The following is a 13,087-nucleotide window of genomic DNA, read 5'->3' as shown; positions in this document are numbered from 1 at the left end:
ATCGGCCCATGACCGACGCGGCATCAACCGGGGTGGACCTCGACCTGCGGCTGGTCGGATACTTCGTCGTCGTCGCCGAACACCGGCACTTCGGCCGGGCCGCAACCGCATTGCGCGTCGCCCAGCCGTCGCTGAGCCGGCAGATTCGCCGGCTCGAGCAGCAGTTGGGTGTGCGCTTGCTGGACCGCACGCCGCAGGGCACCCGGCTGACCGAGGCCGGTGAGGTGTTCCTGCCGCGGGCCAAGGCGCTGCTGCGCTCGGCTGCCCAGGCCACCGCCCAGGCCCGCGCCGCCGCCCAGCCCAGCCGCATCGTCATCGGCTACACCATGGGCATGATCGTCACGCCGGCGGTGCGCGAGATGCGCCGCGAGCACCCCGACGCCGATGTGCAGGTCGTGTACGTGGATTGGGACCAGGCGCGCGACGCGATCCTGGAGCATCGAGTGGACGCGCTGGTGACCCGCCTGCCGTTCCCCACCGAGCGGCTGCACGTGACCGTGCTCTACGACGAGCCGCGGGTGCTGGCGGTGTCGACCGATCATCGCCTGGCGGGCCGGCAGTCGGTGACGCTCGACGACATCGCCGACGAACCCATGCCGCGGGTGCGCGGCTCCGACCCGACGTGGAGCGCCTTCTGGCGCATCGATCCCCGCCCCGACGGCCGGCGGGCGCCCGACGGTCCGTTCATCGACGCGCTTCAGGACAAGTTCGAACTGATCGCGTCGGGGCAGGCGGTGGCCATCACCGCCGGGCCCCACGGCACCGCCCTCCGACCCGACATCACGACCGTCCCGCTGGAAGGCGTCGAACCCAGTCACGTCGTGCTGGCAACGCGGGCCGGGGATCGCGGCCGCCTGGTGGCGGCCTTCCGCAAGCTCGCCGAGGCGCACCTCGCCTCCTGACTCGCCGAAGCGGCGAAATTCGGCTCAGCAGAACACGTTCAGGAACCCAACTCGGGCGGCGGACGGTACTCGGGCTCATACCCGTCGACATGGATGGGACTGCCGACGAGCCGGAATTCGCCCGCGGTCACGACCACTCCGGGCGTGGCGTCGAGCGCCTCGGGCAGCGTGCGAACGGCCGCCGCCGGGACACCGAGGGGACGCAGACGCCGCTCCCAGCCCGCGGCGGTGTCGGTCGCGAGCATGGCGGTGACGACGGCGAGTACCTCGTCGCGGCGATCCACCCGTTCGGCCATCGTCTCGAAACCGCCGATGCCGGCCTCGGCCGCGAAGGCCTTCCAGAACCCGTCGTGGGTGACGAAGAGCGCCAGATAGCCGTCCGCGGTCGGAAAAAGCTGCGCCGGAACGTAATACGAGTGCGCGCCGTTGGGACGGCGCTGCGGCCGCACGCCGTCGTTCAGGTAGGCCGAGGCGTGGTAATTGAGCTGCGAGAGCATGACGTCGCGCAGCGACACGTCCACCTGCCCACCGGTGCCGGAGACGATCTTGGCCAGGAGGCCGAGCGCCGCGCACATTCCGGTGGAGTTGTCGGCGGAGGAGTAACCCGGCAGCGTCGGCGGGCCGTCCGGATCGCCCGTCAGCGCGGCGATGCCGGTGGAGGCCTGGACCACGTAGTCGAAGGCCGGATCGTCGCCGCCGTGCAAACCGAAGCCGGTGATCGCGACGCAGACGATGCGCTCGTTGTGCCGCCGCAGCGCCTCATAGGTGAGCCCGAGGCGGCGGATCGCCGACGGCTTCAGGTTGACCAGCAGCGCGTGGGACTCGGCAACCAGCTCACCGAGACGCCGTTGTCCGGCATCGGAATTCAGGTCCAGAAACAGGCTGGACTTGTTGCGGTTGAGGCTGGCGAAGTAGCTGGCCCCGACACCGCGCGAGATCTCCCCGCCGGGCGGCTCGATCTTGGTGACGTCGGCCCCCAGGTCGGCGAGCAGCATGGTGGCGTACGGGCCGGCCAGCATGGTGCCGACCTCGAGGATCCGCACGCCGGCCAGCGGCCCGGTTCCCGTCACGCCTGACGTCACCGCAATTCCGCTGCGAGAGAGGCGATCATCTCGCGCGTGCGGCGCTTGGAGGCGACCAGCTCGTCGCGGGTGTCGCCGATCGGCAGCAGCCGCACCGACAGGTCGGTCACGCCGGCGTCGGCGAACCGGCGCATGCGGGCCAGGATGGCGCCCTCGTCACCGGCCGCGCAGATGTCGCCCACGTCCTTGGCGTCGCCATACCCGAGCAGCCGCTGATAGTTGGGCGAAACCTCGGCCTCCCCCAGGATCCGGTTGGCGCGCTCCCGCGCTGCGTCGACTTCGTCTGCGCCACAGAGGCATACCGGGATGCCGGCGACGATGCGTGGGGCGGGGCGTCCGGTGTTGTCGGCGGCCTTGGTGATCCGCGGCACGACATGCTCGGCGACCGCGCGCTCGTCGGCCATCCACAGCACGGTGCCGTCGGCGCGTTCGCCGGCGATGGCCAGCATCACCGGCCCGAGCGCCGCGACCAGCACCGGCAGCGGCGCGACGGGTGCCAGGTCGAGCGGGTTGTGCACCCGGAAGGTGTCGTTCTGCACGTCGACGGGGCCGGGGTTGGCGAAGGCTGCGTGCAGAACCTCGAGATAGTCGCGGGTGTAGGCCGCCGGCCGCTCGTAGGGGATTCCGAGCATGTCGTCGACGATCCAGTGATGCGACGGACCGACGCCGAGCGCCAACCGGCCGCCGGTGGCGGCGTGCACGGACAACGCCTGGCGCGCCAACGCGATCGGGTGCTGGGCCTGCAGCGGGACGACGGCGGTGCCCAGCTCGATCCGGCTGGTGCGCGCCGCCATCAGCGCGACGGCCACCAGCGCGTCGAAGTCGTTGGGAATCTGCGGAATCCACGCGGTGTCCAGACCGGCGCTCTCGGCCCAGTCGATGTCGGCCAGCATCCTGCTGACCTTGCGCGCGGAATCGCCGCGCTCGGGTCCGATCATCACTCCGACGCGCACTGTTACTCCGTTTCCTTCACGGGTTCGGGGGTTCCGGTAAGTGCGCGGATCTCGCGCACGAGCACGTCGAGCGGTGTGCCGGTGGGGAACACCGCCGCGGCGCCGGCCGCCAGGAGCTTGGGCACGTCGGCGTGCGGGATGGTGCCCCCGACGACGACGGCGATGTCGGCGGCGTCGGCGGCGCGCAGCGCCTCGATGGTCCGCGCGGTGAGCGCGAGGTGCGCGCCGGACAGAATGCTGAGCCCGACGACGGCCACGTCCTCCTGCACGGCGATCGACGCGATGTCCTCGATGCGCTGGCGGATGCCGGTGTAGATCACCTCGAACCCGGCGTCGCGCAGGGTGCGGGCGACGATCTTGGCCCCGCGGTCGTGGCCGTCGAGGCCGGGCTTGGCGACGAGGATCCGGACGGCCATCTAGAAGACCACCGGTTGCTGGAACTCGCCCCACACCGCCTTGAGCGCGGCGACCATCTCACCCACGGTGCAGTAGGCGTTGGCGCAGTCGATGAGCCTGTGCATGAGGTTGTCGGGTCCCTCGGCCGACCGCGACAGCGCCGCCAGACTGGATTGGACTGCGGCCGAGTCCCTTTCGGCCTTCACCTTCGACAGCCGCTTGAGCTGCAGGTCGCGGCCCTCGGCGTCGAGTTCGTAGGTGACCACGTCGGGTTCCGGTTCGTCGGTCACGAAGCGGTTGACCCCGACGACGGGGCGCGCGCCCCCCTCGATGTCCTGGTGCACGCGATAGGCCTCGTCGGCGATCAGGCCCTGCAGATAGCCGTCCTCGATCGCGCTGACCATGCCGCCGTGACGCTCGAGATCGTCCATGATCTCGACGATGCGCGCCTCGGTGGCATCGGTGAGCGCCTCGACGAAGTAGGACCCACCCAACGGATCGGCGACCGCCGCGACACCGGTTTCGTACGCCAGGATCTGCTGCGTGCGCAGCGCCAGCGTCGTGGACTCCTCGGTGGGCAGGGCGAACGGCTCGTCCCAGGCGGCGGTGAACATCGACTGGACGCCGCCGAGGACCGCGGCCATCGCCTCGTAGGCCACCCGCACGACGTTGTTGTGGGCCTGCGGGGCGTACAGCGACGCGCCGCCACACACGCAACCGAAGCGGAACATCGACGCCTTGTCGGTCTTCGCGCCGTACCGCTCGCGCACGATCGTCGCCCAACGGCGCCGTCCCGCACGGTATTTCGCGATTTCCTCGAAGAAGTCGCCGTGGGTGTAGAAGAAGAACGAGATCTGCGGCGCGAATTCATCGATGGTCATGCGGCCGCGTTCGACCACGGTGTCGCAGTAGGTGACGCCGTCGGCCAACGTGAACGCCATCTCCTGCACCGCGTTGGCCCCGGCGTCCCGAAAGTGCGCCCCCGCCACCGAAATCGCGTTGAACCTGGGCACTTCCGACGCGCAGAACTCGATCGTGTCGGCGATCAGGCGCAGCGACGGCTCCGGCGGCCAGATCCAGGTGCCGCGCGAGGCGTACTCCTTGAGGATGTCATTCTGGATGGTCCCGGTGAGCTTGGCCCGCGGGATGCCCTTGCGTTCGGCGGCCGCCACGTAGAACGCCAGCAGGATGGCCGCGGTGCCGTTGATGGTCATGCTGGTGCTGATCCTGTCGAGCGGGATGCCGTCGAACAGGATCTCCGCGTCCGCCAGGGTGTCGACCGCGACCCCGACGCGGCCCACCTCCTCACCGAACTCGGGATCGTCGGAGTCGTACCCACACTGGGTCGGCAGATCCAGCGCCACCGACAATCCCGTCCCGCCCTGATCCAGCAGGTAACGGTAGCGCCGGTTGGACTCCTCGGCGGTGCCGAAACCCGAGTACTGCCGAAACGTCCACAGCTTGCCCCGGTAGCCGGACGCGAAGTTGCCCCGGGTGAAGGGAAACTCCCCCGGCGGCGGCGGTTCACCGGTCCGTCCTGTGCGTTCAGTCGGCCCGTACACGGGCCGCAGCGGGATGCCCGACGGTGTCTGAGCAGCATTATCCATCGGTGAATAACGTACTTGCAAAAAAAGAGAATGCCAATACCACGCGCTGATCAGCGCAAACACTCGGCGGCTTCAGCGCGGAGCGGCCACGTCCTCGAGGACCCGGCCCTTCGTTTCCGGTAGCCGATGGGTCGACGCGAGGCTGACCAGGACCAGGGTGGCCATCATCAGCCCGACGGCCCGGCCGCCGTAGTGGGCGAGCAAGGGCCCCGCGAGCACCGGCGGCACCGCGCCCCCGACGACCCCAGCGAGGTTGATCGCCAGTCCCGCGCCGGTGTAGCGATGCCGCGTCGGGAACAACTCGGGTATGAACGACGCCATCGGCGCGAAGGCGACCGCCGCGATGGCGTAGATGCCGCAGATCGCGACCGCGAGCAGGACACCGCTTCCGGTATCGATCAACGGGATGACGGCGAAGGACCACGCCAGGCCGATCACCCAGGCGGCCATGATGACCGGCCGTCGCCCGACCCGGTCGCACGTGGTGCCCGAGAACACCACGCCGACGGTCCACACGAGGCCGCCGAGCATTCCGGCGACCAGGACGGAGTTTCGCGTCAGGCCGCGGCCGTAGGCGTAACTGGTCAGGTAGGTACCCGCCATGAACACGAAGGTGAAGACGGCCACGAAGCTGCCCGACGCCAGCACCAGGCCGCCGGGCTGCGAGCGGATGACCTCGGCAAGCGGCGCCCGAGGGGGCCGCTGGGTCGCCAATTGGCTTGCGAAGACGGGCGTTTCGGCGATGTTGAGTCGAACGTACAGGGCGATCGCGACCAGCAGCGCGCTCAAGAGAAAGGGGACGCGCCATCCCCACTGCAGGAATGCCGCGCTGGTCTGCCCGATCGTGAGGTTCACGAGCAGGAAGGTCAGGCTGGTGAGGAACAGCGAGACGCCGACGCCCAGAGGGGTGAACATGCCGAACCGGCCGCGCTTGGCCGCCGGCGCGTATTCGGCGCCCAACAGCGCCGAACCCGCCCACTCCCCGCCGACGGCGAACCCCTGCAGCAGCCGCAGGGTGAGCACGATCAGGGGCGCGGCCACGCCGATCGTCGCCGCGCCGGGGGTGAGCCCCACCGCGACGGTCGAGAGGCCGGTGATCAGCAGGGTCGCGACGAGCGTGGCCTTGCGGCCCAGGCGGTCGCCGAAATGGCCGAACACCGCCCCGCCCAATGGCCGCGACACGAACGCAGCGGCGAAGGTCCCCATCGAGGCGATCGTCGCCATCGTGTGGCTCAGGTGCGGAAAGAACACCGAGGGAAACACCAGGGCCGCCGCCGTGCCGTAGATGTAGAAGTCGTAGTACTCGACGGCGGTGCCCACCATGCACGCGACCGCCACGCGTTTCGGAAAGCCGGCATCGGTGGCGGCTTCGCCGGGAGCGCGGGTCGGCGACTTGACCTCCGGGACCCGATCGCCGCGCACCGTGCCGATGCTACAAAGCGACCGCCGATCTACGCCCGGCAGAGGATCTCGCCGTGCGGCATCGACAACCACCCGTCCGGCGCCGCCGCCCAGGTGCGCCACGCCGCGGAGATGTCCTCGAGCGCCTCGGTAGTGGCCAACCCCGAACGCAGCAACTGATCCGCCACGTCGGAATGAAGGATGCGGTCGGCCCACATCCCGCCCCACCAGTCGCGGGTGTCGGGGGTCGCGTAGCACCACACGCTGCCCGTCGGCGTGACGTCCTCGAACCCGGCCTGTCGGGCCCACGACAGCAACCGACGCCCGGCGTCGGGTTCGGCGCCGTTGGCGTAAGCCGCCTGCCGATAGAGGTCCAGCCACGCATCCAGTGCCGGCAGCACCGGGAACCAGATGAAGCCCGCGTAGTCCGCGTCGCGGGCGGCCACGATCCCGCCCGGCCGGCATACCCGCCTCATCTCGCGCAGCGCCCGCACGGGATCGGCCACGTGCTGCAACACCTGATGCGCATGGACGACGTCGAACGAGGCGTCGGGGAAGTCCAGGTGGTGCACGTCCGCGGTCGCGAACGTGACGTTGCTCAGGCCGCGTGTGCGCGCCTCGGCACTGGCCGCCTCGAGCACGTCGGCGGACCGGTCGACCGCCGCCACTTCGCCGGGCGCGACGCGCGCTGCGAGGTCGGCGGTGATCGTTCCGGGCCCGCATCCGATGTCCAGCACGGACAGCCCAGGCGCGAGGTGCGGGAGGAGGTAGGCCGCGGAGTCCGCCGCGGTGCGCCGCCGGTGGCTGCGCAGGACCGACTCGTGGTGCCCGTGCGTGTACTGGTTGTGGTCGGCTTCGCTCATGCCCGGCAGCTTACCCGGCCGACTCATATTTCGAGATTATCGTCTCATATTGCGAGACAGCTAGTCGACGGGCACATTCAGGATCGGGCGGTCGACGGCCGCCCCCGGCCCGTCGAAGTGCCACCACTCACCGGAGTACGGCGACAGCCCGCCGTACTTCATGGCGTCCCGCAGCCGGGCCCGGTTGGCCTGGGCCTCGGCGCTGACGCCCTGGGTCGCGTATGCCGTTGCGCGGGGCGAGAAGTCGTCGAAGTCGGTGCCCATGTCGGCCAGGCAGAGGCCGTCCGCATGCCGTTCGGGCGGGCACTGCGGCTCGACGGCGGTGACCGTCACGTCCACCGACCGCCCCGACTCGTGGCTGTGGGCGTACTGGCCCGGGCGGGCCACCCAGGCCGGATTGGGCACGACGTTGAACATCTTGACCTGGACGTCGTGCGGGCGATAGCAGTCCCAGAACACCATCAGGTGGCCCTGCCCGCGCAGCGCGTTCGCGGCCGTCGCCAGGCCGGGCGCCATCGACTGATGCACGAGGCATCGGGCGTCGGACGGATAGAGCTGGGTGTGGGTGAAGTTGTTGGTGGTGGCGTAGCGCAGGTCGATCACGGCGTCGGGAACGACGGTCCGGACGTCCAGGAATCCGGCCTGCAGGGCCGCGTCGCTGACGGGCGGCACGTCGGCCCTCGCCGGCGCCACCGCGCCGGACACCACGATCAACCCGGCGGCAACCACGGCCGCGACGATGCGAGGCATCCGTACATTGTCGCGGGTTTCCCCGCCAAAACGCGTGAGCCGCGGCCTAGCCGAGGTCGCCGTCGACGTAGCGCTGCAGGTTCGGCGCCACAGCCGCCACTACCTCGTCCTCGGGCATCGACGCGAGCGGCTCGATCTTCCAGACGTAGCGCAACAGCGCGAAGCCGATCAGCTGGCTGGCGATCAGCCCGCTGCGGCGCAACCGTTCGTGCTCGTCGCCACCGAGGGTCGATCCGCCGATCAGGCCGCGCTCGACGATCAGCCGCAGCTTCTCGCGGGTTCTCGGCTCGTGGGCGGCGGTCAGCACGACAGCGCGCAGCGCGGGCCCGACGTCCTCGTCGGTCCAGGCGGTCAACACCGTGCGGATCAGGCTCCGGCCGAGTTCTATTCGGGGCGCCGCCCAGGTGGCGGCGACCGAGTCGAGCCACTTCTGCGGGGGCGCGGTGGCCGCGTCGAGCAAGCCTTCCTTGGAGCCGTAGTAGTGGTAGATCAGCGCGGGATCCACGCCGGCGTTCCGGGCAACCGCCCGGATCGCGGTGCCGGCCCAGCCGTGTTCGGCGAATTCGTCGCGCGCCGCGGCAAGGATGCGCGCGGACAGCACGCCGCGTTCGTCCCGCGGGCCGGGGCGTGATGACCGCTTCGCCACGGTCCCACCATACGCGAAGTTTCATATTGCGTTGAGACTATTTTCAACGTAGCGTGAAACTATGGCGACCCGGACGCTCAACGGCCCACAGACCACTGGACGGCACTACCGCAACCTCAGCGAGCCGCAACACCGCACGCGCACCGACATCAACATCGCCATCGGGATGCGCGACGGCACAACGCTTCTGGCCGACGTTCACCGCCCCGACGCCGACGGCCGGTTTCCCGCGCTGCTGGCCGCCTCGCCGTACCCGCGGCAGATGCAGGACTTCGGCGCTCCCGCCGGATTCATCGAGGCCGGCGTGACCGATTTCTGGGTGCCGCGCGGGTACGTGCACGTGATCGCCAACCTGCGCGGCACGTGCGGCTCCGGCGGCACGTTCGGCTTCTTCGACGGGCAGGAACGGCGCGACGTATACGACCTTGTCGAATGGGTTGCGGCGCAACCCTGGTGCGACGGCAACGTCGGCATGATCGGCATCAGCTATTTCGCGATGACGCAGCTCGAAGCGGCCGTCGAGCGACCCCCGCACCTCAAGGCGATCTTCCCGCTGGCGGTGACCAGCGATCTCTACGAGGGCGCCAACCACCACGGGCTGCTGAGTTCGTCGTTTGTCACGCCGTTTCTGGCGATGATGGGTCTGACGTCCGACCGCAGCGACGAGCTCTGGCGGAGCAGGCCGATCGGCCTGGCCCGTCGGGTGCTCAACACCCCACGGCTGCACAAGAAGTTCGAGACATTGAACGGCGAGGCGGCGGTGACGATGCTGCGCCAACTTCTCCGGCTGCCGCACGACCCGCACCCGTGGGACGAGCTGTGGCTGCAGGCCGCGGTCGAGCATCCCACCCGCGACGAGTGGTGGGAGGAGCGCAGCGTCTTGCCGCTGCTGAAGCAGATCGACATCCCCGTGTACCTGGGCTGCGACTGGGAAAACGTTCCGCTGCACCTTCCTTCCACGTTCGCGACGTGGAAGGGGTTGTCGCACAACGCCTGCGTGCGGATGGGCATGCTGGGCAAGTTCGGCCTGACGTGGCCCTGGGAGAGCCTGCACACCGAAGCGCTGGCCTGGTACGACCATTGGCTCAAGGGCCGCGACACCGGCATCACCGAGGGGCCGCCGATCCGCTATATCCTGCCCGGCGCCGACGAATGGCGCACCGCCGGCTCGTGGCCGCCGCCGGGTGCCGCCCACCGCGAACTGGCCTTGCGGGCCGACGGCGCGCTGGACGAGGACGAGGGCGAGCCGGGCAGCCGCACGCTCATGGTGCTCGGAGCCGGGTTGGGGCGCGTCAAGCCGAGCGAGATCGATCCGCCGTCGACGCTCACCTGGACCGGCCCACCCCTGGAAGGGGACATCGACGTGGTCGGCGAGATCGAACTGCGGCTCGTTGCCTCGGCGACCGCGATCGACACCGCCTGGATGGCGGTGCTGCAGGACGTGGCGCCCGACGGGACCGTCGGCGACGTGACGGCGGGGTGGTTGCGGGCCAGCATGCGCGAGGTCGACGAGGCCGCGAGCCGGCCCGGGGCGCCGGTGCTGCCGTGCACCACCCCACGCGCGGTGCCGGTGGGCGAGGACGTCACCTATCGAATCCCGTTGGTGCCCAATGCCCGCCGGTTCGCGGCCGGCCACCGCATCCGCCTCGTGCTCGCCAGCGACGACCAGGACCCGTCCACCCCGGCGATCATGAACTTCCGGCATGCGAGCGTCGGGACCAGCAGCCTCAACACGATTCGCTCGTCGTCGCGGCTCCTGCTTCCCGTGCTCGGGTAGATCAGCCGAGGGTGGCCTCGTAACTCTCGGCGCGGTCGATCCCGGCGAGATCGCGATTCGTCGCCGAGTGCAGTTGGTACGGCACGCTGGTCACCATCACGTCGGGCTCAAAGAGCAGCCGGGCCTTCAGACGCAGCGAACTCTGATTGTGCAGAAGGTTTTCCCACCAGCGGCCGACGACGGTCTCGGGGATGTAGACGCACACCACGTCGCGCGGGCTGACCGGGAGCCGTTTGATGTAGGCCAGCACCGGGCGGGTGATCTCGCGGTAGGGCGACTCGACCACTTTGAGCGGTACGTTGACGTCCAACTCTTCCCATTCGCGGTCGAGCGCCCGGGTGTCGTCGTCGTTGACGTTCACGGTGAGGGCCGTCAGCGTGTCCGGTCTGGTGGCCCTGGCGAACAGGACCGCCCGCTGCGTGGCCTTGTTCCACCCGGACACCAGCACCACCGCGTGCACCCTGCTGGGAAGCGTCTGGTCGCCGCGGTCGTCGACCCGTAGTTCCTTGCGGACGGTGGCGTAGTGCTTGTGGATGGCCTGCATCAGCAGGCACAGCGCCGGAATGGCGATGACCACGAGGTAGGCGCCGTGGGTGAACTTGGTGATCATCACGACGACCAGGACCAGGCCGGTGAGCAGGGAGCCAAAGGCGTTGATGCCGCGGGCCGTATTGATTCGGCGCCGCTCGCCCGGTGTGGCCGCGTCGGCGAGCTCCGCGTTCCAGTGCCTCACCATGCCGGCCTGGCACAGTGTGAACGACGTGAACACGCCCATGATGTAGAGCTGGATCAGCCGGGTCACGGAGCCGTCAAAGGCGTAGATCAGCCCGCCGGCGATGAGCGCGAGCACCATGATGCCGTTCGAGAAGGCCAACCGGTCGCCGCGGTTGTGCAGCTGCCGGGGCAGGTACCGGTCCTGCGCGAGGATCGAGGCCAGCAGCGGGAAACCGTTGAAGGCGGTGTTGGCGGCCAGGATCAGGATCAGCGCCGTGGCGGCCTGGATATAGAAGAACATGATGCTGTTGTTGCCGAACACCGCCGCGGCGATCTGGGCGATCACCGTTCGCTGCGGGTCGGTCTCGCAGTTTCCGGCGAATCCCGTAAGGTCGCACGCGTTCTCCACGACGCGGGTCTTGGCGATGAGCGCCAGGGCCGTCACGCCGACGAACATCGTGATGGCCAGCAGGCCCATCGCGGTCATGGTGCGGGCGGCGTTGAGCGCCTTGGGCTTTCGGAAGGCCGGCACCCCGTTGGAGATGGCCTCCACGCCCGTCAGCGCCGTACAGCCCGACGAGAACGCGCGAAGCACGAGCAGAACGAGGGCCACGGACGTGAGGCCGACCTGCTCGGCCCTGATCCCGTAATTCGCGCTCTCGGCCACCGGTGGATGCCCCATCAGCGTTCGCAGGATTCCCAGGCCCACCATCAGGTAGACGCCCACCACGAAGGCGTACGTGGGAACGGCGAATGCGCGGCCCGACTCGCGGACGCCCCGCAAATTCATCGCGGTCAGCGTGGCGATGAACCCGATGTTGATCGCCACCCGGTAGGGGTTGAGATCCGGGACGGCCGAGATGATGTTGTCGACGCCGGCCGCCACCGACACGGCGACCGTCATCACGTAGTCGACCATGAGGGCCGCCGCCACGACGAGCCCCGCCGCCGGACCGAGGTTTTTCGACACCACCTCGTAGGAACCGCCCCCGCTCGGGTAGGCGCGGACCACCTGGCGGTACGACAACACGACGACGGCCAGCAGCACCACCACGCCGCCGGCTATCCACGGCGTCAGATGCAGGTAAGCCAGGCCCCCGAGGGTGAGGATCAGCAGGATCTCCTGCGTGGCATACGCCACCGAGGACAGTGGGTCGCTGGCGAAAACCGGCAGGGCGATGCGCTTGGACAGCAGGGTGTGGCCAAGGCTGTCGCTGCGGAAAGGCCGCCCGACCACAAGGCGTTTCATCAGCGACGTCGGTGAAGACACGTTTAAGGAGCGTAATTTCGGCGCCCGCACCGGGTCGGCCTCAAGCCGTAGAGATTTCGTAAAGATATGCGGCGCGCACCCGCACGTTCCGTAAAGACCGGTGCGCCGGTGCGGCGCCGACCCTTACGGTGCCCGCTATGCCCCCGCATGAACGGCTGGATCTTGTCGCGGACCTACGCACAGTGGTCGGCCAACCCCATGTGCTCGAGGTGCTCGACGTGCTGTCGTCGGGACCCATGACGATGCGCGAAATCCAAGCCGCGCTGCGCCTGCGGCGCCGGGCTATCGGCGCGGCGCTGCGGGATCTCGTCGTCGGCCGCCTGGTGACGGGCGCGACCGCGGGCAGCTGGGACGACATCGGATCCGCAGACAACCGATACCGGCACACGGAGCGCGGCCGCCTGGCCGTTCTTGTGCTGTCGAGGCTTTCGGTGTGGACCGCCTTCTACGACCGCACCGCAACGAACCCGAAGCCTTGACGAGGGAGCAGGTAGCGTCCGCGCCCATCTCCTAGGTCGAGCCGCCCGGGAGGCCGTTTCCGAGGCCGGTATAACCCCCTCCTCCTGAGCCGGCGTTTCCTCCCTGGAAGCCGCCTGCACCGCCTAAACCGCCGCCGTTGTCGGCGGTACCGACGCCCTGTCCACCGGAGCCGGTGCCCTGGGGGCCGCCGGGAGCGCCATCATTACCGGATTGGGTGGCGATGAGGGTGGAGGATGCTCCGCCGAA

The 13,087-nt window shown here is 69.4% G+C and carries 12 protein-coding genes; 3 read left to right on the top strand and 9 right to left on the bottom strand.

Features of this window, described 5'->3' with window-relative positions:
* Nucleotides 1-8 precede the first annotated feature (8 nt).
* Nucleotides 9-902: a LysR family transcriptional regulator gene (locus GPY60_RS07970; RefSeq protein ID WP_156687110.1), complete on the top strand. Its 894-nt coding sequence runs from the start codon at nt 9-11 to the stop codon at nt 900-902.
* Nucleotides 903-940: 38 nt separating this feature from the next.
* Here GPY60_RS07970 and GPY60_RS07965 read toward each other — a convergent pair whose 3' ends face one another.
* The 8 genes from GPY60_RS07965 to GPY60_RS07930 all read right to left on the bottom strand — a co-directional run bounded on the left by GPY60_RS07965 (nt 941) and on the right by GPY60_RS07930 (nt 8,600).
* Nucleotides 941-1,972 carry a CaiB/BaiF CoA transferase family protein gene (locus GPY60_RS07965; RefSeq protein WP_156687225.1) on the bottom strand — a complete coding sequence of 344 codons (1,032 nt, stop codon included), beginning with the start codon at nt 1,970-1,972 and terminating at the stop codon, nt 941-943.
* Nucleotides 1,973-1,980: 8 nt separating this feature from the next.
* Nucleotides 1,981-2,937, bottom strand: coding sequence for a TIGR03564 family F420-dependent LLM class oxidoreductase (locus tag GPY60_RS07960; RefSeq protein ID WP_156687109.1), 957 nt, complete (start codon nt 2,935-2,937; stop codon nt 1,981-1,983).
* Nucleotides 2,938-2,939: 2 nt separating this feature from the next.
* Nucleotides 2,940-3,353: a cobalamin B12-binding domain-containing protein gene (locus tag GPY60_RS07955; RefSeq protein ID WP_156687108.1), complete on the bottom strand. Its 414-nt coding sequence runs from the start codon at nt 3,351-3,353 to the stop codon at nt 2,940-2,942.
* Entirely contained in the window at nt 3,354-4,940 is a 1,587-nt protein-coding gene (locus GPY60_RS07950; protein WP_156687107.1) for a methylmalonyl-CoA mutase family protein, read from the bottom strand.
* 72 nt (nt 4,941-5,012) lie between these two features.
* Entirely contained in the window at nt 5,013-6,263 is a 1,251-nt protein-coding gene (locus GPY60_RS07945) for an MFS transporter (RefSeq protein WP_156687224.1), read from the bottom strand.
* Nucleotides 6,264-6,391: 128 nt separating this feature from the next.
* Nucleotides 6,392-7,204 (bottom strand): methyltransferase domain-containing protein, encoded by an 813-nt coding sequence (locus tag GPY60_RS07940; RefSeq protein WP_156687106.1) that lies wholly within the window; start codon nt 7,202-7,204, stop codon nt 6,392-6,394.
* Nucleotides 7,205-7,264: 60 nt separating this feature from the next.
* Nucleotides 7,265-7,954: a M15 family metallopeptidase gene (locus tag GPY60_RS07935; protein WP_156687105.1), complete on the bottom strand. Its 690-nt coding sequence runs from the start codon at nt 7,952-7,954 to the stop codon at nt 7,265-7,267.
* A 46-nt stretch (nt 7,955-8,000) separates the two neighbouring features.
* Nucleotides 8,001-8,600: a TetR/AcrR family transcriptional regulator gene (locus GPY60_RS07930; RefSeq protein WP_156687104.1), complete on the bottom strand. Its 600-nt coding sequence runs from the start codon at nt 8,598-8,600 to the stop codon at nt 8,001-8,003.
* A gap of 61 nt (nt 8,601-8,661) precedes the next feature.
* Here GPY60_RS07930 and GPY60_RS07925 point away from each other — a divergent pair, with 61 nt between their 5' ends.
* A complete protein-coding gene (locus GPY60_RS07925) occupies nt 8,662-10,377 on the top strand; it encodes a CocE/NonD family hydrolase (RefSeq protein WP_156687103.1) in 1,716 nt (571 codons plus the stop codon).
* Between the two features lies 1 nt (nt 10,378).
* On the opposite strand, the gene GPY60_RS07920 is transcribed toward GPY60_RS07925, so the two are convergent.
* The gene (locus GPY60_RS07920; RefSeq protein ID WP_156687102.1) at nt 10,379-12,361 is read right to left on the bottom strand and encodes an APC family permease; all 1,983 of its coding nucleotides are present in this window, start codon (nt 12,359-12,361) and stop codon (nt 10,379-10,381) included.
* A gap of 137 nt (nt 12,362-12,498) precedes the next feature.
* On the opposite strand from GPY60_RS07920, the gene GPY60_RS07915 reads away from it, so the two are divergent.
* A complete protein-coding gene (locus GPY60_RS07915; RefSeq protein ID WP_156687101.1) occupies nt 12,499-12,840 on the top strand; it encodes a hypothetical protein in 342 nt (113 codons plus the stop codon).
* The last annotated feature ends 247 nt before the right edge of the window (nt 12,841-13,087 follow it).

This window comes from Mycobacterium sp. Marseille-P9652 (assembly GCF_902652685.1).
GTDB lineage: Bacteria > Actinomycetota > Actinomycetes > Mycobacteriales > Mycobacteriaceae > Mycobacterium.
This window is presented reverse-complemented; position numbering and strand designations above follow the sequence as displayed.